Source organism: Paraglaciecola sp. QJM3NY_14, assembly GCF_056173245.1.
Genome location: NZ_CM149664.1, coordinates 2,288,212 through 2,308,294, shown reverse-complemented (window position 1 = coordinate 2,308,294; position 20,083 = coordinate 2,288,212). Strand labels below are relative to the sequence as shown.

Genomic DNA, 20,083 nt, shown 5'->3' with positions numbered 1-20,083 from the left:
AATCGGTTAAGTAGGTGTTACTGTTTGAAATCTGCAAAGCGTTTGCCTTGCTCAGCCAGTTGTTTCAACAACGGAGCTGGTTCAAACCAGTGGCCGCCGTACTCACCTAATTCATCGCGATATTTACACATCGCGTCATAAACTTTTTTCAAGCCGATTTCATCTGCGTATTGCATAGGACCCCCGCGGTAAACCGGGAAGCCGTAACCATAAACATAAATAACATCGATATCGCTTGATTTAGCGGCAATACCTTCTTCCAGAATCAATGCACCTTCGTTAATCAAAGGGAAGATAATGCGCTCTAAAATTTCTTGGTCTGAGATGTCACGTTGGGCGATACCTAAACGTGCGGCCTCTTCTTTTGCCATTTCAACCACTTCAGGGTCAGGGATCGGCATTCTGTTACCCGGCTCATACATATAAGCACCGCGACCAGATTTAAGACCCACACGACCTTGTTTCACTAAGCGGTCAGATACCACACAGTAACTCGGATCATGGGCAATAAATTCACGTCGTGATTCGCGTACGTAAAAACCGATGTCTAAACCTGCCATGTCTCCCATGGTGAATGGGCCCATAGGCAAACCAAAATCGTAAATCACTTTGTCGATTTGCTGCGGCGTAGCCCCTTCAAGCATTAAGCGAGCGGCTTCACGGCCGTACGGTTCGATCATGCGGTTACCCACAAAGCCGAAACAAACACCAACCAGCACAGCGACTTTATTAATTTTCTTCGCCATCTGCATACAGGTTTTGATAACGTCTGCAGAGGTTTTTTCAGCTTTGACGACTTCAAGCAGTTTCATCACGTTAGCTGGGCTAAAGAAGTGCAAACCAATCACATCTTCAGGACGTGATGTAGACGCCGCAATTTCGTTGACATCTAAAGTAGAGGTGTTTGAAGCGAGTATGGCGCCTTTCTTACATACTTTATCCAGTGCACCGAATACTTCTTTTTTGACTGACATCTTTTCGAACACGGCTTCAATAACTAAATCTACGTCGCTTAGTGCTTCGTATTCAGTTGAACCTTGCAATAACGCCATGCGATCTTCAACAGCTTGTTGGGTAAGCTTGCCTTTCTTAGCGGAGTTTTCGTAGTTCTTACGAATAAGCGCAAGGCCCTTGTCCAATGCTTCTTGCTTAAGTTCAAGCATGATGACCGGTATACCAGCATTGGCGAAGTTCATAGCGATACCGCCGCCCATGGTGCCTGCGCCAATAATGCCGACCTTTTTAATATCACGAGTGGGTGTAGATTTGTCGTAATCGCTCACGTGAGCAGCCGCGCGCTCTGCAAAGAAAAAGTGCTGCTGTGCGCGAGCTTCTTTCGAGCCCATGCATTCCATGAACAATTCACTTTCGCGCACCAAGCCTTGCTCAAATGGCAACGAAACAGATGCTTCAACAGCTTGGATACAACGCTCAGGGGCAAAAAATCCGCGAGCTTGCTTTTTAAGGCCTTGACGATATTGAGCAAATAGCTCATCAGGCGCGCTAGCTTTATCAATAGCCACATCAGAGGTTTTGCGCACTTTCGCGCCCTCAGCAACCACCTTTTGGACAAATGCCATTGCTTCACTGAGTAAATTTGTTGGGTCTTCAACTATTAAGTCAAATACACCTGCTAACTTGCTGGCTTTTTCTGGGCGTCCCGACACTATCATATCGAGTGCTTTTGCCACGCCTGCCAAACGAGGAAGGCGCTGAGTACCGCCCGCGCCTGGTAATATACCTAAATTCACTTCTGGCAAGCCAACCTTGTTACTGGCAAACGTAACGCGATAATGACATGAAAGCGCCACTTCTAGACCACCACCAAAAGCAGGGCCATTGAGTACGGCAATAACTGGCTTACTTGCATTTTCGATAACATCTAAAACGGTAGGTAGATGCGGCTCTAAATTACCGCCAGAAAATTCACTGATATCAGCACCGCCAGAGAACAATGCTAACTTAGATGAGATTACAATTGCTTCGACCTGATCGTTGTCCAGCGCTTGGTTAATGTTTTCAATTAAGCCAACACGAACTGACTTAGATAACGCATTGACCGGTGGGCTCTGCATATACAAAACCGCGACATTTCCTTGTACTTCAGCTATCACTGCTTGACTCATAAACACCTCTTACCAGATAAATTAGTAAATGAATACTAGGTCAGGGAGTTGAATCATCCAAATTTATTGGTTTTATATTGATTAATAATTAGAGGTAATAACGTAGAAAAATTCAACTGACACATATTATTCATTAAATTCATACTTCTGCATTAATTTAGGCGAGTTGACTTTTGATGAGCCAAATGATTTTCTAATACTCCGTTTACAAAATTAACAAAGCACTTACACACCGTTATTTGCACAACGTTAGGAAGTCATTAATGCAATATTTACGCACCTCAGACGACTGTTTCGAAGGTTTGTCGGGTTACTCGTTCGCGCCTCAGTATATAGAAGTAGACGATTTTGAAGGCGGCAACTTACGCATGCACTACCTAGATGAAGGTAGCAAAGAAGGTGAAGTGGTCTTAATGCTTCATGGTGAACCATCGTGGAGTTATTTATACAGAGATATGATCAAACCCATTGCCGATAAAGGCTATCGGGTCATTGCACCTGACTTAATTGGTTTTGGACGTTCTGATAAACCCACCCAGCGCTGCGACTATACCTACCAGCGGCATCTCGATTGGATCCGTAACATCCTTACACAACTTAATTTAAAGCAAGTCACATTAGTCTGCCAAGATTGGGGCGGCTTGCTCGGGTTGCGTTTAGTGGCTGAGCACCAAGAGTTGTTTGCACGTGTATTAGCAGCAAACACTATGCTACCCACCGGCGATCATCCCCCAGGTGAAGCCTTTATGAAGTGGCGCGCTTTTTCACAAGAAGTACCTGAATTTCCGGTTGCAGGGATTATAAAAGGCGCCACAGTGACAGCGTTATCCACTGACGTACTAAACGCTTACGATGCGCCCTTTCCTACTGAAGAGCACAAAGCAGGCGTGCGCCAATTCCCTTTATTGGTGCCTGCGACAACAGACGACCCACAAACGCAGAACAATCGCAAAGCGTGGCAAGTTCTACAGCAATTTAACAAGCCTTTTATCACGGCGTTCAGCGATAGCGACCCGGTTACCGCTGGCGGCGATAAAATAATGCAAAAACTGATCCCTGGCACTCAAGGTCAGTCTCACACCACGATCACGCAGGGCGGGCATTTTTTGCAAGAAGATCAACCACAGCAGTTAGCGAAAGTATTACTGCAATTTATTAACGACAACCCCATTTCAACAGATTAAAAGCGAGTATCAACATGGATTCATTATTAGATTTTAGCGGTCAAGTGGCATTAATTACGGGTGCAGGCAGTGGCTTCGGTCGTTTATTGTCAAAAGGGTTAGCTGAGCGTGGTTGTAAGTTGGTGATCAGCGATATCGACCCAAAAGGTTTAGCCGAAACAGTTGAAGGCCTGAGTGAATTTGCAGATAGCATTGTCGCCCAGCATTGCGATGTATCAAAAGAAGCTGATTGCAAAGCCATGGTTGACAGCGCGATGGACAAATTTGGTCGAGTGGACATTGGCGTCAACAACGCAGGCATCGCTCACAGCATGGCACCTATGCACACCCTTGATGAAGCGACCATGGACAAACAAATGGACGTGAACGTCAAAGGCGTTATGTTCGGCATGAAGTACCAAATTGAAGTCATGCTTAAACAAGGTAGCGGTCATATTCTAAACGTGAGTTCACTTGCTGGTCTGGGTGGTGCACCGAAAGGCGCTGCTTACTCAGCAGCAAAACACGCGGTTATCGGGTTAACCAAAACGGCGGCGATTGAATATGCACGCAAAGGTATCCGCGCAAACTCAATATGTCCTTTCTATACTCCAACCAATATATTGAATATTGACGGTGAAATATCGCAAGAAGGCATTAATCAATTAGCAGTAGGTTGCCCGATGAAGCGCCTTGCTACGCCCCAAGAAATTGTTAACGCCATGCTATTAGTGCTTTCACCCGGCAACACCTACATGACAGGTCAATCTATCGCCCTTGATGGTGGTGTGACTGCTTGGTAGTAACGAAAAACTAGCTATTAACTAATGTATTAAAAGGGGCAATCTAATTGCCCTTTGATGTGAATAAGGAACCGTAAATGCAAGCTCTAATGATGAACTCACAGTTGATGATTTCAAACATTTTAAAACACGCTGAGAGGAACTATCCAAAGCGTGAAATCGTCTCTGTTACCTCAGACAATCCTCGCCACCGTTATACCTACAAAGATTTAGCGACGCGTACCCGTAAGTTAGCCAACGCGCTTGCGTCATTGGGTGCTAAGTTTGGAGATCGCATCGGCACGCTGGCATGGAACGACTACCGCCACTTGGAGCTTTATTATGCCGTGTCAGGCAGTGGTATGGTGTGCCACACCATCAACCCTAAATTGTTTCCAGAGCAGGTTAACTACATCATTAATCACGCAGAAGACAGATTCATTTTTGTTGACGTGTTGGTCATGCCATTAGTCGAGGCCCTTGCCCCTCATCTGCCCAAAGTAGAAGCGTTTATCGTGTTGACCAGTAAAGCCAATATGCCTGATACCACGCTTGAAAATGTGTTTTGCTATGAAGAACTCATTGCTGACCAGTCTAGTGATTTTACATGGCCTGAGTTTGATGAAAACACCGCCAGCGGGATGTGTTACACATCAGGCACCACAGGTAACCCTAAAGGCGTGGTGTACAGCCATCGTTCAACATTACTGCACGCTTATGCTGGGGCGCTACCTGATGTAACTAATGCATCAGGTCGAGAAACCGTGTTACCAGTGGTCCCCATGTTTCACGTCAATGCCTGGGGTTTGCCCTACGCTACCATTATGACTGGTGCTAAATTGGTGATGCCTGGTCCTAAAATGGGTGATGGCGAGACACTCCACGACCTGATTGAAACTGAGAAAGTCACGTTTAGTTCTGGTGTACCCACTATATGGTTGGCTCTACTGACCTATTTAGATAAAAGTGGTAAAAAAATACCTTCTCTTAGCCGAGTAACGGTAGGCGGCGCGGCTTGTCCTCGCGCCATCATTGAGCGTTTCAAAGACAACCATGACACTATGGTGTATCAGGGTTGGGGTATGACAGAGACAAGCCCTCTGGGAACGTTCTTTGGTTTACAACCCGGTATGGAAGACTACACAGATGAGCAAATCACTGACTTACAAACCCTACAGGGCCGCGGTGTATTTGGTATCGAAATGCGTATCGTCGATGAAGACAATAAAGAATTACCTTGGGATGGTGTCGCGTTTGGCGCCTTAAAAGTTCGAGGCCCATGGGTGATAAGTGGCTATTACGGCATGTCGCAAACACCGGGCGAAGAAGGCTGCCCGGTAGATGATAAAGGCTGGTTTGATACCGGTGACGTAGCAACAATTAATGCCGATGGGTATATGCAAATTACCGATCGCACCAAAGACGTGATTAAATCTGGCGGCGAATGGGTAAGCTCTATCGATATTGAAAATGCAGCCGTTGGCCATCCCGCTATCGCAGAAGCTGCGGCCATTGGTCGTTATCATCCTAAGTGGACAGAACGCCCGTTATTGATTGCCGTGCGAAACCCAGATTCACAGGCCACAAGTGCTGAAATATTGAGTTTCCTAACCGACAAATTGCATAAATGGTCTTTGCCTGATGATGTGGTATTTGTAGATGAACTGCCCCACACTGCCACAGGTAAATTGAACAAGCTGGCACTGCGTAAATCCTTCGAAGATTATGAGTTTCCTGAAGCGGGTTAATTTTCTAATCTATTTTGGAAATTCAATGTCACCATCACGCAAAAAGGCTCAGCAATGAGCCTTTTTGCTTTCCTCATCTGTTCTCATCGTCTTATTCTTCGAAACAAGTATTAACTTTTTGTTAGTTGCATTTTTGCTGTTTTCACCTAATCTGCGCGTCAAACAAATGCAGTCAAAGCGCTTAACACACTAAGCCATTGCATTTAGTTAAAAACAATTAATAACAGGGATTTACTATGAGTTTGATGCAACGATGCCTAGCCGCCTTTAGCATGTTTTTAATGACACAGGCGTTTGCCAGCGAAGGGCACGACGATAAAGAGGCCTATCGCCTAGGCAATAACGTAACACCTAGCTTTCAACAAATTATGTTGAAGATCGATCCAAACCAAGCGACCTTTAGCGGTGAAACCACCATCACAGTGACAATAGAGAAGGCCACCGATGAAGTGCGCTTTTATCAACGTGATTTAGACGTGCATAAAGCCGAGATAATTGACGGCGCGCGGCATATCCCGTTGTCGGTCGAAAGCCAATCCTATGATATACAGCTCGGTAAGGCGCCAGACGTATTGCCCGCCAAAACCTATCAGTTGCATATGCAATTTACCGGCAAGGTAAATACCACCTCAGACGGTATGTATTTATCCGCGTTTGAGGGCAAAAACTACATTTTCACCCAGTTTGAAGACATGCACGCTCGCCGTGCATTTCCAGGGTTTGACGAGCCAAGTTATAAAATTCCGTACAAAATGACAATCACTTCGCCTGTGGTCAACACGGTGATTTCCAATACCCCAGTGGAATCAAGAACCCAAGCTGACGGGTGGCAAACCGTCGTATTTAAAAAGACCAAACCCATGCCGAGCTATTTGGTCGCCTTTGCCGTAGGCGAAATGGATTCAGCTGAAATCACGGGATTATCCGTGCCCGGTAGGATTTACACCCCCAAAGGCCAAGCCCACCGTACAAAATTCGCGGTGGCGCAAACACCGAAAATTTTGGATGCCTTAGAAGATTACTTCGGCACACCCTACCCCTATGAAAAACTCGATTTTATCGCCGTGCCTAATTTTACCCACGGCGCAATGGAAAACGCCGGCTTAGTCACCTATCGCAGTAGCTTATTACTGCTTGACGATGAGCCGCGCTTAACGGAACAGAGCGGGCCAACGAAAACGATCGCCCATGAGCTTGCGCACATGTGGTACGGCAATTTAGTCACCATGGCGTGGTGGGATGATTTATGGTTAAACGAAGCGTTTGCATCTTGGATGGAAAGCAAGATAACCATGGCGCTTTACCCAGAGCAAAATACCCAAGCACAACTGGTGCAAGAAGGTGCATTTGCAGCCGATGCGAGCCCGACAACACGTGCAGTAAAAAAAGAGGTACGCAGCCAAACCGACGTTATGGACGGCCTAGGCCTAAATTACAGCAAGGGCGAGTCGGTGCTACAAACGATCGAAGCGTTAGTGGGCGAAGCCCCGTTTCAAAAAGGCGTGCAAAGCTACATGAAAAAACATGCCTGGGGTAATGCCCAAGCAGATGACTTGTGGGAAGTACTCTCGACTGTCGCAGATTTTGATGTGCCTGCGTTAATGAAAACGTATTTAGAACAACCCGCTTACCCTCTTGTTAGCTTTGCTAAAAACGGCGATATCAGCCAAAGCCGTTACCATTTAGCCGGTGCCGAGGTAACCCCACAGACCTGGATAGTGCCCCTTACAATCACGTACAAGAAAAACGACAAAATCGTTCGCACACGCTTGTTTTTAGATAAGGCCAACACGAATCTACCTGAGTTAGCCGCAGCCCAGTGGATTTACCCTAACGATAATGCCATGGGTTATATGCGTTGGCAGATCCCTGCATCGCAATTGCATGCGCTACTTGAAGACACGCAAGCGCTGAATGCCAGAGAGAAAAAATCGCTGCTGTATAACTCAGATGCTTTGCTCAACGCTGACAAAATCACTTTAGACCAACATATGGCAGTACTTGATGCCCTAGCGACGGACAAAGATCCTGTTGTTGCACGCTCTGTGGTAGCGTCATTGAACGACCTCACCTATTTAGTCGATAACGACAACAAAACCCTTTTTGCTAATTTCTTAAACAGTAAATTGGGCCATTGGTTTGCGCGTTTGGGCACCGTCGAGGGCAAAAATGATAGCAACGATCAGAGTCGACTGCGTAATGCTGTGTTTGGCCTTCTTAGCCGCTACACTCAAAATGACAACGTCATTGCACAGAGCAAACGCATCACCGAAAAATTTCTGCATGACAGCACCAGTACTGGCCGAGCGATTGCCGCAAATGCTATGCGCAGCCTCGCGATTAATGGCGACAAGCGCTGGTTTGACAAGTATCAAGCGGCGTATTTAGCCACTAATGATGCTAACACCCAGAGCGCAATCCGCTTTGGCATGTTATTCCCTGAGGCAGTGACTGTGCGTAAAGTACTTGATATGGCATTAAATGATGCCGTTAGCCCTGCCAATGTACTCGGGTTTATTGCAACGGCCAGTCAAGCCAGAGAAGATCAGGATGTATTGTATCAATGGTTAGATGAAAACATGGAACAAGTGACTGCGAAAATGCCGGCCTATCATGTGGCGCGTATGCCTGAATATGTGTCATCTAGTTGTAGCGACCACAACATTGATTTAGCCCAGCGCTTTTATCAAAAGCACATGGACAAATACGATGGTATGGCCCGTAGCTATGACGTAGCGCAAGATGAGTCAAAGCAGTGTGCCAAGTTGAAACAAGCCAATCAGGGCGCGTTCAATCAGTATCTGCAAGGAGCGACTGCTTACTTTTAAGGCGGCTCGCGCTTGAATACATACCCTATTGGCGAGCAGAAACTAAAAAGGCAGCCAGAATAATCTGGCTGCCTTTTTATATTGCGCTTCATATTGCGCTTGTTAAACCCCTTAAATTCCTTCTATCATCGCTTTAAATCCCTTTGTCATCAGTGAGTGCATATCAACGTCGTTTTGATTATCATACGCTCTCATCGAAAAAGCGGTTTATTGGGTCACCATGATGGCTTTAACATTAACAAATTCTTTGATACCAAAGCCACCGTGTTCACGACCGTACCCGCTGTCTTTTACCCCGCCAAATGGCAGATTTGGGTGCGCTAAGCCGTAACCATTGATATTGATCATGCCCGTATCGAACACATCACGAGCGAGCTGAATGGCTTTGTCTTCGTCCTGGCTAAAGATACCGCCCCCCAAACCATAGCGCGAGTCATTAGCGATACGCATCGCGTCTTCATCGTCTTTGGCTTTGATCAATGATGCGACCGGGCCGAACAACTCATCATCATATGCGGGTGAGCCTGGCTCAACGTTCTCAAGCACAGTGGCTGGGTAGAAATAACCTTTACGATCTGGTACTTCACCGCCGGTTAAACACGTCGCGCCCGCTTTGATTGATTCTGTCACTTGGTCATGTAACTTGTCACGCAAGTCTTCCCGTGCCATGGGGCCAATGTCAGTGCCTTCAAGGTTGGGGTCATCCATTTTGATGTTTTTCATAGCATCAACGAATGCTTCTTTGAACGCGTCGTAGTTTTTCTGTGTCACAATAAAACGTTTAGCCGATACACACGTTTCACCGTTATTGATAACACGGCCCATTACACACGCCTCAACGGCCACTTTGATATCTGCATCATCTAACACCACGTAGGCGTCATTGCTGCCCAGTTCTAGTACCGAAATCTTCACGTTTTCAGCAGCAGACGCGCCAACCTTTTTACCGACGCCATCACTGCCAGTGAAAGACACACCACGTACTTTCGGGTGTTTAATCAACTCGCTTGCTGCTTCGCCATCAATCAATAAGGATTGGTAGACATCTTTAGGGAAACCGGCTTCTTCGTACATCTCTTGTATTTTAACCGCCATGCCAAAGACGTTAGCAGCATGCTTCAGTACAGTGACGTTACCTGCCATCAAATTAGATGCGCTGTAGCGGATGACTTGATATAACGGGAAATTCCATGGCTGAATGCCTAGCACCACCCCGATTGGGCGATAACTAACAATCGCTTTGCCTTGCTCGTACTCGCGCTCTTCATCGGCGAGTATTTCCGGCCCTTGTTCTGCGCTGTAGCGGCAAATTGAGGCGCACAATTCGACCTCTTGATAGCCCTGCTCTTTTACTTTACCCATTTCATCTATCATTAGGGTAACAAGCTCGTCTTTATTGGCGTCAATCACATCAGCCATTTTGTTTAGCAGTGTTGCACGTTCTTCGCTGCTGGTGAGCTTCCACTGTTGGAATGCCTCATCCGCATTATCGACAGCTTTAATCGCTTCATCGGTAGATAGCAGCGTGTATTCTTTTAGCTGCTCTTCGGTAGTTGGGTTAATCGTTTTAACTGTGTTTGACATAATCTCTCTCCTAAAATGAATGGATGTGGAGTCGAAGACCAAGGGAGCAAATGCAACGCCAAGAAGGATTTTGCACGAGTGTGTAATTTAATAGAAGGCCGCGAGGCTGCGCCGTTAATGCGCTAGAGCAAACGTAATAAAATGTGTATTGAAAAAATCTGAATAGCCGGTGCACAGCAGTAACGGCGTAAAACGAATGATGGCAGTAAATGTTACAAGGCCTCACTGTAAAGTCTTTAGGCCCAGCCTTGCTGGCGTGCCCCTTCCCAGCTTTGTATTAAAAGTGTGGCAGTACTCTATTTCGCCCGCAACCTAAACCGACAAGCGCGCAGCATGCACTGGCTAATGCGCACATCCATAAACTGCCAGACCAATTGCCCAAAGACGAATAAAGATAGCCAGCCAACATCGGCCCAACAGCGGCTAAGCAGTAACCAAAAGCCTGAGCCATGCCAGATAATGATGCGGCCTGAAGCGCGTTCTGGCTGCGAAAGCTAATAAATGACAGCCCCAAAATGAAACATCCCCCCGAGCTAAAGCCCACAAGCACGGTCCACAAAAATGCAAACTGGGGAGCATACAACAAGCCTAGCAAGCTAATTGCCCCTAACAGGGATATGACTACAGCCGGTACACGCTGGTCTTTCAATCGCGCCAAAATAGGTATGAGTACAAAACCGGGAACAGCCGATGCAAACTGCAACCAACCGTGAAGCACGCCCGCGTAGACCTGAGAATACCCCGCTTCAACCAATATATTGGGTAGCCAACCAATCAATACGTAGGTCATAAAGGAATTAAGACCAAGGTAAATCGTCACCTGCCACGCCAGCGAAAAATGCCATACCCTGCTTGGTTTTGCTGTATGAGGCGGCACTCTATTGGCCGCAGCGCCATTAGCCACAGCGCCATTAGCCTGTTCGCTGTCAGCCGAGTCAATGCCAGCAGAGCCAGCGTTAGTTTGCTCAGTCGGGTTCGTTAAAGCAGCATCCGGCATCGTTCTCGTTTTTAACCTCGGCAGCCACAGCACAATGCTGACCAAAGTAACGAGGCCGAATACCCCTAACGCACCTTGCCACTGAAGCCATTTCATACTGGCAAGGGGTGTCACTAGGGCGGAAAAACCGCCAGAGAAAATGCCCATTGCCAATACGTAGCAAGAGGTCATCATCGCGACCATTGCTGGGAAGTCACGCTTAATTAAACTTGGTAATAACACATTGCCTATGGCGATCCCTACGCCTATCACCGCTGTGGCAATATAAAGCATCCATACCGAATCGATTAACCTCAAGGCTATACCTGCGGCTATAAAGATAAGTGCGATGAAGACAGCGCTTTCAATGCCTATTTTTCGGGCGAGTGACGCAGCCATTGGCGAGGCGACCGCGAATGCAATGAGCGGTAAAGTGGTTAACATTCCGGCTTGTGTACTACTCAATGTGAAAGTGTGAATGATCTGCTCAAGAATGGGGGCGATACCGGTAATGGGCGCGCGCAAGTTTGCCGCGACCAAAAGAATGCCTGCGATCAACACAGCAGAAGATGTCGCGATTTTATTGGGGATTAACCGCCCTAACCCGCTTATAGTTCCCACTTTTGCTCTCTTTGATTTATTGCGCTCTTGCCAAGCGTTGAATGAGTGAAACAGGCGCGGCTTACACCAACGTCAATCTGATTTGCATCGATAGTCGTCACATTCCCAGCCACTATCTTCATCGCCTATTTTCAACTAAGGCGCAAACCTGGCATGGCGTTGTAATACTGTGGGTATTATAAAAGGTCGTCAGCCCTTATAATTTACAAATAGAGACAACATATAGCTAAATACTGACAAATGAGTTTATTGAATTTTTTACAGTGGGATGATTTGCAGCAATTTGAGGTGATGCCCCAGCCCGTGGTCGCGCGTATTGAGAAGGTGAGTAGCAGTCATGAATTGCCGCTGCACACCCATTCGAAGGGGCAATTGATACTCGCGCTGCACGGGCATGTCACCTGTGAAGTACAGGGGAAAATGTGGATGGTACCAACCCAGAGCGCAATTTGGATACCTCCTCACACTCTTCACAGTAATCGCGCATCTGATCATGCTGAGCTGTGCCACGTGTTTATTCAACCTGGCGAACTGCGCATGCCTGACAAAACCTGTACATTCGCGTTAAGCGTATTGGCAAAAGAACTGATTTGTCATTTTGCCAAGCAAGATCAGCATTACCCACACTTTAGCCCGACAAACAGATTAGCTCAGGTTCTGATAGACGTCGTCAGTGAATCCCCCCAACAACCTATGAATTTACCTTTACCCAGTCACCCCACGGTGGCTAAGCTAGCTCAGCAGCTTTTGTCTTATCCCGATGACAGAAAAACGCTTCCCCAATGGGCGAGCTACTTCGCTATGTCTGAACGAACGCTAGCACGACTAATAAAGCGCGAAACAGGCATGACCTTCGGCCACTGGCGAGCTCAAATACACGTGATCATTGCCGTGCAAAAACTGATGACCAACATGACCGTACAAAGAGTGTCTGAATACTTAGGTTACAGCTCTGTCAGTGCCTTTATTACTATGTTCAAAAATATTCTAGGGGAATCGCCAAAGCGATATATAAAGCAGCGAGTTGATTAGTCATGATAAATCGGTTAAATATTTCAGCAAACCGTTAGCATGTGCTTTATCTAGTCAAAGCGGTTTGCTCTAGTCGCCCAGTGTCATGCCGAAAAATGGAACTTGAACTCGAATTTTTTTGGGCACTAATGGTCATCGTTATCTGTTATCCAACTTATCATCTTGGGATAGAGATCAGTGATTTTATCGTCGATGGGTCTGTTGACATACAGCCGAATAAATTCTTCGTTGAAACCTTTGAACTTATAAAACCCTCTTTTTTCAACCATGAAGTGTTCGATGTAGTTTTTTATAAAAGCGTAATCATCAGCTGAATAATGCTCCCTCGCGTACAGAGAAAATATCGACCACGTCATGTACTCATTAAATACTAGATAAGGTTTGTTATATCCCCCACCTTTGTACCAAGGTGCTAAATCTATAAAAGCAGCGTTAATATCGTCGATATACCGATCGGAGATTGGATTAACATAGGTATGATCTATTTCGGTAAAAAATGAGCGTGTGAACTTTATTGACTGAATAGCAGATGCTTCGTGCTCACTCTCATAGCGATTAGGCGCACTGACAAACATAATTGATTCTTTAAAATCATTGTCATCAAACATGCGAGAGCTATTATTGCCAGGCCCCAATGGTGAAAAAAAGATTCGATAGCTTTGATATCTCGCCGGAAAGTGAGATTCTAACCATTGCCAAATCGTTTTTGGCTGAGCGCCTAGCTCGAATACCTTACTCAATTGTGAGTAATATCCACGGTGTCGTTGGTAGAACTTCCTAAAGTCACTCTTTCTCGCAAAATCCTCTAATAAAGCCTTATTGTCTTTGATAGCATCAGCCGCCCTAAAACCCTGGTATACAGTCGAACGCGCTATTTTATCCCCATCAAAAGAATATGCTGGGCCGTTTTCAACTAACGAGTAATAATCCACTCCTATGATAGCGCTAAAAATCGGGTGATGACGATAAGGAGAAAACCACGCCAGTACATCCGAATAGTACTTTCCTTGCGAATACATTTTGTAATTCGCTGAATGAAATTTATCAGCTAGCGCAAGGATAATATTGTTAAGCTCGTAAACTTCAGGCGTTTCAATGCTAACTTTGCCCTCATGCATTTGGGTATATTCTTGATTATATTCGGCGGGCTGAGCCTGCATGTTGAAAACGATGGTTTTAACTTTTTGCCCAAACTGCAAATGCACTCGCTGCAACTCATTTTCTTTTCCACGCACAAGTAAGCTACTAGCGTTATAATTAATTTCAGCTTGGGGTGTGCTTCCCCAATAGGTCAAATTAACCATTTTGGTTTCAGCTAACGAGTTGAAGTCCAGCGCCTGACTAAAAAAGCGGTCGGTGATTAATTCAACCTCTGGCTTTTCCAGCGCTATATAGTGCTCAGCGGCATGCGCTCTCAAGCCGATGAAAATAACCAAGGCAAAAAACGCGTATTTCAATCCAAAACCTCCCTTTGTAGTTGTGTAACGAATGTTATTAGCGGGTTATTAGTCGCTAACCGATCTACGAAACCAGTTGGCGAACTTCATCTGGCCCTAACGGTCTAACAAGTCGAGCAACTTCATTCCCTGCGCGCAGCAGTATCAAAGTCGGCCACATTTTTACCTTAAATGCACGACCCAGAGGTTTACCCTTTCCATCATAGATTTTTACATGCCGCAGTCCAGCGTGTTCTGAAACGACTTTTTCTATGGCTGGTCGTGCTGCCTGACAATGGCCGCACCAAGGCGCGCCAAAATCCAGTAAAGTATCACCGTTCAGCTCGTTTATTTCATCAAAGGTAAACGCCTCTTCTGCGTATTCAGAGTTAAATCCAATATCTTTAACATTCATATCGTTTACTCCCCACTATGAATTTATCCATCACTAAGTGAAGCACTGCTGATGTCTGTAAACAGCGGCTATTAGTACGTTCGTTATGAGGAAGGTTAACGTAAATTCGGTACTCAGAGATACTAAAATGTGGATGGCCAGCATATAGCCCTACAAAAATGCGCATCAGGTACACAGCAAATGATGAATGTGTTCAAGCACCGGAGCAATCATCAGCATCTAGGCAGATGAATTAAAGCGGATGCGTTATTTATACTTTGTTGAGAGCGGTCAATCAGGCGACTCTATTAAAATTGTGTATGAAGAGATAAATCCTAAAAAATTTGTGTTTGCTGAAACAGACACAATAACCCACCCCTCTTTTTCCATCTCACTAATCTGGGTATTTAACAACGTTAGATCAGGGCTTTCATGCCACCATTTTTTGGTCTTAGAAAACATAACGACTTTTCTCATTCGGTATTTCCTTATGCGCGAAATCTAATGTGCGTTTAATTCAGCGCTAAACTGGGTGAATCAACTTAGAATAAGCTTAGGATAAGTGCATATAGCATGATGGAAGTAACGATTTACCAATGCGGCATTGTAAGCTTGAGGAAAAACTAGCAATGATAGATTACTAGCGCTGTCGTTAAAACCATTATCGCCTAAGCGAAAGCTGAACCTGCAACAACTTCAATTCTATTTGCAGTTTGCTCCCCTTTCCTATCGAAACAACTAATCGTTTCTTCGTCATTTTTAGTGCATCGAAGTCACTTTTAATACACGGCGCGAACGTAACTTTGAGGTGCACCACTGACTCATTTAAGCTGCGCTGGCTAATTAATTAAAACATTGATTGACTGTGCTCACTTCTCTTTTTAAAAGCAGGATCCTTGCACGAACCAAAGCAGCTAACTTGAGTGCTAAAGGCCCAATAAACTGCTGTTATGTCCTTTTAAGCTAGTTATCAAAATTCACTCAAATTCCGCTCGGTTACGATCACCAACGGCAAGGCCCATTGCGATTTCCTTAATCTCGAAGGTTAAATTCCTGATAGGAAAGTTACGGATATTCGCTAAGATAATAACAGTAAGCTTGTCATCTGTATAACGGTGTAAATTTGTTAAAAAGCCATCCATCGACCCGCCATGTCTTGTTAAGGTACCATTATTTTTGCCAGCGGCTCTTTGATATTGCTGCACCCTAAACCCATAGCCATAATCTCCAAAATCATTGTTCTCACCGGCAAACAACAACCTTTGGCTCTTTTCTGATAAAAGTTGGTTGTTGTATAGTGATTGTTCCCAAGTGAGTAAATCATCCACTGTAGAATAAATATCTCCAGAGCCCAACGCATAAGACACAATGTTTTCTGCCCTGTTGGTACCCAAAAATCCTTTGCGGTAACCATTTGCTCTATTAACAGGGACATTATTCAAACGTTCAACGCCTGAGCTGCCCATTTTCAAGGGAGAAAAAATCTCATCTTGAAGAACTTGAGCATACGTCTTGCCCGTCACGTTCTCTATTGCAATGGCGGCTAGGTGATAATTTAAATTTGAATATTGATATTGTGTTCCAGGCACAAAGGCCAAACTCGCAGTATTGATAATGGCCAATATCTCGTCTGAAGAAACATCTTTATCTTCAAAACTCGCTAGTCTTTCTAAATGCTGAGGAAGACCTGACTGATGCTTTAGTAACAGGTGTAACGTTAAGTCTTGGCCAATATTTTTACGTAAATTCGGTATGTAGGTAGATATCGGGGCGGTTAAATTCAATTTACCTTTATCAACTAATTTCATCACGGTAACAGCGGTAAATGATTTTGTTAATGAACCTATCAAGAACTTGTGATCCACTGTGTTGGGTATACTATTATTTTCATCAGCATTTCCATATGCAGATTTAAAGATCACCTTCCCTTCTTTAGCAACTAATACGACCCCTTTAAAATCTTCTTCCTCAACATATTTCCCAATATGCTTATTAATTTTTTGTGATACAAAACTTGTTTGTTCTGCAAAACAAAAATGGCTAATACACACGAGAATAAGAAACTGACCTAGTAATTTTATGAGCATGAAAATCCTTTTTTAAATACAAGCTCGTTATAATGACACCCATGATAAAAATGGTCAATTTTCAGGGCTAAACTAGACTAGATTTGCGTCTCATTTTTGTCAGGTAGATGGATAATGCCTCAACCTCGAAAAAGCCAAATTAGTTTAATCGACACGCCTTATTTTATTCACAACATCCATGTCGTTCACTTCTTCGAAGCCAGCTAAAGCTGCTCAAATTTTTCCCGATAAATTTGTCATTGTGTTTCTCGCTGCGTTCGCCAGTCATATTTATCCGGCATTAATAAATATTCTGGTCAAAGTCACGAGCATCGCCGTGGTTGGGTAGAAGAGCGTATGTTGTTTTTATCAACGGTGTTTACCATCGATAGCGCGGCTACCGTATTTGTGCCTGTGCGGTTATGAATAATCAGTAAAAATGTCAGGAGCATTTTACAACAGCTTTAGCTGGCCCTAAGGGTGTATGGCAGGATGCTTGAAGCAGACTCTTGTGGCACTTTGTGTTGATAATGCGTTGGCAGTTAACTGAGCCGTTAACGAAGTGTTGAAGTGTTATGACAAATTACGCAAGGATACCTTGTTGACTCAAAAATTTATAAGAGGCAAAGCATTGAGCCATGGGGAACTCATTATTGTGCATGGGGTATGTGTATATTTTTCCATGTGTTTTTTGATTAAAAAATGTGACTCCGCTTCAATATTGAATCGAAACGATGCCTACGCTATGCAGTATAGAAAAGGCTTAACGTCGTTATCACTCAAAAGCTATTTTCACACTCTCTTTCACAATTCATTACATGATAAAGCACATTTTATAATCCACTCGAAGCGGTCTAGACATAGTCATTAGCTCAATGAGCAACAAACTATAAATCTAGACCAAATGTGTTGTGTCAGGTTCGCGTCCTTTGATTTTTTAAAGTGATCGCGTAATCTCGTCACTACTGTTAACAACCTGCAAAGCTGCGCTTGTTACAAATCCGCCGGCTTCATCAAAGTTGATACGTATCCAATTGCTGCCTTGTAGTAGATCATGTGACACAGGTATTTCAATGACGCCAAAGAAACTTGCGCGTCCGTTACGAGTTTTACCTTGTTTCTGGTCATACCCTCTGAAGTCAGTAGGCACTTCAACTGGTACGTTATTCACGTTTACTGTCGGTGTGAGCGATTTACCGTGTTCTCGACCAATACCTAAACGTAAAACGGCTTCGCCTTGTGCTCCTACCTCCACATCTTTGATATTAAAATACATATCCACGTTCGCTTTTATAGGCTGCTTATAGGTAGTGGCATAATATTTGTTCTGTTGATTCACCTTATCAATGTTAATTTTATTGTGGTAAGTAATTGTCATGATTTGGGTACTTTCTTTCGGCAAAGAAACGCTTTCAGGTACCGATGACATTGTTTTAGTAGCCAATTTTGCATGGTTGTTATTATCATAAGACAAGGTTTTTACTTGGACTGATTTGATCGTATTTCCATCGATCCCAAGTGCTTTTAATGCAACATCAGTATCTTGAAACTCTAAACTCGTCATTATGATATGTGCTTTATTATTCTGTACATATGCATCGACCATGATATCAAGATCAGATGCCCAACTGTCTACATGTATACCTTTAACCTCAGACCACAATTCGAAGAACTTTACTAAGTCAGTGTAGATCCAATCGGTTCCTGTTTGCCCTGCTTTTTCAAATTGTTGTCTCATTAATCTATTTTCATAAGGATAGCCGGTGTCGCCATGACGACCCCATTCAGCTTTCACGGGAATAAAAGGAATTGCTTTAGCTATACGTCAGGACGTTCTAGAAAATGCGTTAATAGTGCATTATAACCGCGTAACTTTTCAGCATCTCTTACCTGTGACCATGGTTTGTTTCGCAAAGCATGTACAGATGCACCATATTCTGAAATTAATAATGGTTTAGTACGACCGAATTTAATATTTGAATATTGCTCTAGCATATCGAGTGTTGCTTCGACATTACTGCCTCGTCGATATTCCTCTCCTCGAGGGTGAGTTGGAAAGTCATACAGATGAATAGAAAATACGTCCATATCGGCACCTGCCGTATCAATGAAAAATTTGTCATTGCTTTCCCAGCGTTCAAAATTATCCCAATCATAGTTAGGAAAGGCAACGGTATAGCCTGCAACCTTAATATTTTTGTTTAATGTTTGATTATTAGTTTTACGAATTTCTTGCGCGACACTTTTATGGTATTTGAAGATATCAGCTATAGGTGCCTTATCTCGTCCGTCTTTAGGTGCAATATTTAGATCATACAAAGGTTCATTTACAACTTCCAAATAAGCAGGTTTAGGCGCACCTGTAGCTGTGTTCGTTTGCGCAAAATATTTTTGTAGAAACTGCCCCATGTAATGGCCTGTGGCGGTACCAATAGGCTCTTGGTCAGTGTTTTTTTGTGAGAATGACCAATTACTATTACCAATATTAGTTCCGTCAGGATAATAAGGATGTACTTGCCCACCAACAACCATATCTTTAGATCTATTTTTAAAGCGTCTGGCGTTAACAAACCGAGTAGCGTTACTGTTTTCAAACGAGTTAATCGCGGCATTGCCCTTCGTAGTTAAAACAGATTCATCAATAAAGCCTAAACGATTACCATCTTGCTTTTGAGCAAATAATTGATTTTTCATGTATCCCGTATCACGGCCAAAATACACATCATAACCATTAATAAAGCTACCAATTAGATCTGATTTGGCGTTGTTACCTTTGTTATCATGATCCCATTCATTTTCTGTTGGGGCCGAATGCAATGAGATGAATTTTTCACGGTTAAAGCGCTCAATATTACCTATACGATGTTTAGTGTCTAAATTAACATCAACAGAAACTTTATTTTCCGCTGCATGAACAATGTTAAAACTGTTGGAAGTCGTTGTAAGCAAAAGCGTTACAGCGACTTTTTGTAGAGACCATTTATTATTGTATTTTTTTATCATTATAAATTTTACCTTACCATTTCTTATTTCGATAACTTACCAAATGTCGCGTTTATCATTTTGCGTTGTAGCAACGTAAAATATAGCGTTGAGTACTCAACAAAAATCAACACTGAGTAAGAAGGCTTAAATGTTGTGTCGTAATAAAATATCCATGTTGCCATTATTTTTTCATAGTAATTCGAACAAGCTATTACCAATGGCCGCAGACTAGCGATACATTACCCATTCATTAACCCGTTATTTTTGGGTTAATAAACGGGTTAATTTTTTTCACGACAAAATGATATATTTATTAACAATAAATTGTCAACAATTAGCAAA

The 20,083-nt window shown here is 43.9% G+C and carries 14 protein-coding genes and 1 pseudogene; 6 read left to right on the top strand and 9 right to left on the bottom strand.

Annotated elements, in window-relative coordinates:
• Positions 1-17: 17 nt before the first annotated feature.
• Positions 18-2,126, bottom strand: coding sequence for a 3-hydroxyacyl-CoA dehydrogenase NAD-binding domain-containing protein (locus AC0VYA_RS09715; protein WP_011574730.1), 2,109 nt, complete (start codon positions 2,124-2,126; stop codon positions 18-20).
• A 263-nt stretch (positions 2,127-2,389) separates the two neighbouring features.
• Between AC0VYA_RS09715 and AC0VYA_RS09710 the strand changes: the two genes are divergently transcribed.
• The 4 genes from AC0VYA_RS09710 (at position 2,390) to AC0VYA_RS09695 (ending at position 8,647) form a co-directional block, all read left to right on the top strand.
• A complete protein-coding gene (locus tag AC0VYA_RS09710) occupies positions 2,390-3,310 on the top strand; it encodes a haloalkane dehalogenase (RefSeq protein WP_475490870.1) in 921 nt (306 codons plus the stop codon).
• 14 nt (positions 3,311-3,324) lie between these two features.
• Positions 3,325-4,092 carry a glucose 1-dehydrogenase gene (locus tag AC0VYA_RS09705; protein WP_473480255.1) on the top strand — a complete coding sequence of 256 codons (768 nt, stop codon included), beginning with the start codon at positions 3,325-3,327 and terminating at the stop codon, positions 4,090-4,092.
• A 77-nt stretch (positions 4,093-4,169) separates the two neighbouring features.
• Positions 4,170-5,819, top strand: coding sequence for a long-chain-fatty-acid--CoA ligase (locus AC0VYA_RS09700; protein ID WP_475490869.1), 1,650 nt, complete (start codon positions 4,170-4,172; stop codon positions 5,817-5,819).
• A 236-nt stretch (positions 5,820-6,055) separates the two neighbouring features.
• The gene (locus tag AC0VYA_RS09695; RefSeq protein ID WP_475490868.1) at positions 6,056-8,647 is read left to right on the top strand and encodes a M1 family metallopeptidase; all 2,592 of its coding nucleotides are present in this window, start codon (positions 6,056-6,058) and stop codon (positions 8,645-8,647) included.
• A gap of 207 nt (positions 8,648-8,854) precedes the next feature.
• Here AC0VYA_RS09695 and AC0VYA_RS09690 read toward each other — a convergent pair whose 3' ends face one another.
• Together AC0VYA_RS09690 and AC0VYA_RS09685 are read right to left on the bottom strand one after the other, a co-directional pair.
• Complete coding sequence (locus AC0VYA_RS09690) at positions 8,855-10,231, bottom strand: NAD-dependent succinate-semialdehyde dehydrogenase (protein WP_011574725.1); 1,377 nt, start codon at positions 10,229-10,231, stop codon at positions 8,855-8,857.
• 277 nt (positions 10,232-10,508) lie between these two features.
• Positions 10,509-11,828, bottom strand: a complete 1,320-nt coding sequence (locus tag AC0VYA_RS09685; protein ID WP_475490867.1) for an MFS transporter — start codon at positions 11,826-11,828, stop codon at positions 10,509-10,511.
• Between the two features lie 240 nt (positions 11,829-12,068).
• Between AC0VYA_RS09685 and AC0VYA_RS09680 the strand changes: the two genes are divergently transcribed.
• Positions 12,069-12,860 (top strand): AraC family transcriptional regulator, encoded by a 792-nt coding sequence (locus AC0VYA_RS09680; protein ID WP_475490866.1) that lies wholly within the window; start codon positions 12,069-12,071, stop codon positions 12,858-12,860.
• Between the two features lie 125 nt (positions 12,861-12,985).
• Here the strand turns inward: AC0VYA_RS09680 and AC0VYA_RS09675 are convergent, their stop codons facing one another.
• The 4 genes from AC0VYA_RS09675 to AC0VYA_RS09660 form a co-directional block, all read right to left on the bottom strand.
• Positions 12,986-14,317, bottom strand: a complete 1,332-nt coding sequence (locus tag AC0VYA_RS09675; protein ID WP_475490865.1) for a DUF4932 domain-containing protein — start codon at positions 14,315-14,317, stop codon at positions 12,986-12,988.
• Between the two features lie 64 nt (positions 14,318-14,381).
• Positions 14,382-14,711, bottom strand: a complete 330-nt coding sequence (locus AC0VYA_RS09670) for a thioredoxin family protein (RefSeq protein ID WP_475490864.1) — start codon at positions 14,709-14,711, stop codon at positions 14,382-14,384.
• A 270-nt stretch (positions 14,712-14,981) separates the two neighbouring features.
• Positions 14,982-15,167 (bottom strand): hypothetical protein, encoded by a 186-nt coding sequence (locus tag AC0VYA_RS09665; protein WP_475490863.1) that lies wholly within the window; start codon positions 15,165-15,167, stop codon positions 14,982-14,984.
• A gap of 500 nt (positions 15,168-15,667) precedes the next feature.
• Positions 15,668-16,777 (bottom strand): serine hydrolase domain-containing protein, encoded by a 1,110-nt coding sequence (locus AC0VYA_RS09660; protein ID WP_475490862.1) that lies wholly within the window; start codon positions 16,775-16,777, stop codon positions 15,668-15,670.
• A 114-nt stretch (positions 16,778-16,891) separates the two neighbouring features.
• Here AC0VYA_RS09660 and AC0VYA_RS09655 point away from each other — a divergent pair.
• Positions 16,892-17,408, top strand: a pseudogene (locus AC0VYA_RS09655) (hypothetical protein); the annotation flags it as partial.
• A gap of 285 nt (positions 17,409-17,693) precedes the next feature.
• Here the strand turns inward: AC0VYA_RS09655 and AC0VYA_RS09650 are convergent.
• Positions 17,694-18,551, bottom strand: coding sequence for a hypothetical protein (locus tag AC0VYA_RS09650; protein ID WP_475490861.1), 858 nt, complete (start codon positions 18,549-18,551; stop codon positions 17,694-17,696).
• 23 nt (positions 18,552-18,574) lie between these two features.
• The gene (locus AC0VYA_RS09645) at positions 18,575-19,759 is read right to left on the bottom strand and encodes a hypothetical protein (protein WP_475490860.1); all 1,185 of its coding nucleotides are present in this window, start codon (positions 19,757-19,759) and stop codon (positions 18,575-18,577) included.
• Positions 19,760-20,083: the final 324 nt, after the last annotated feature.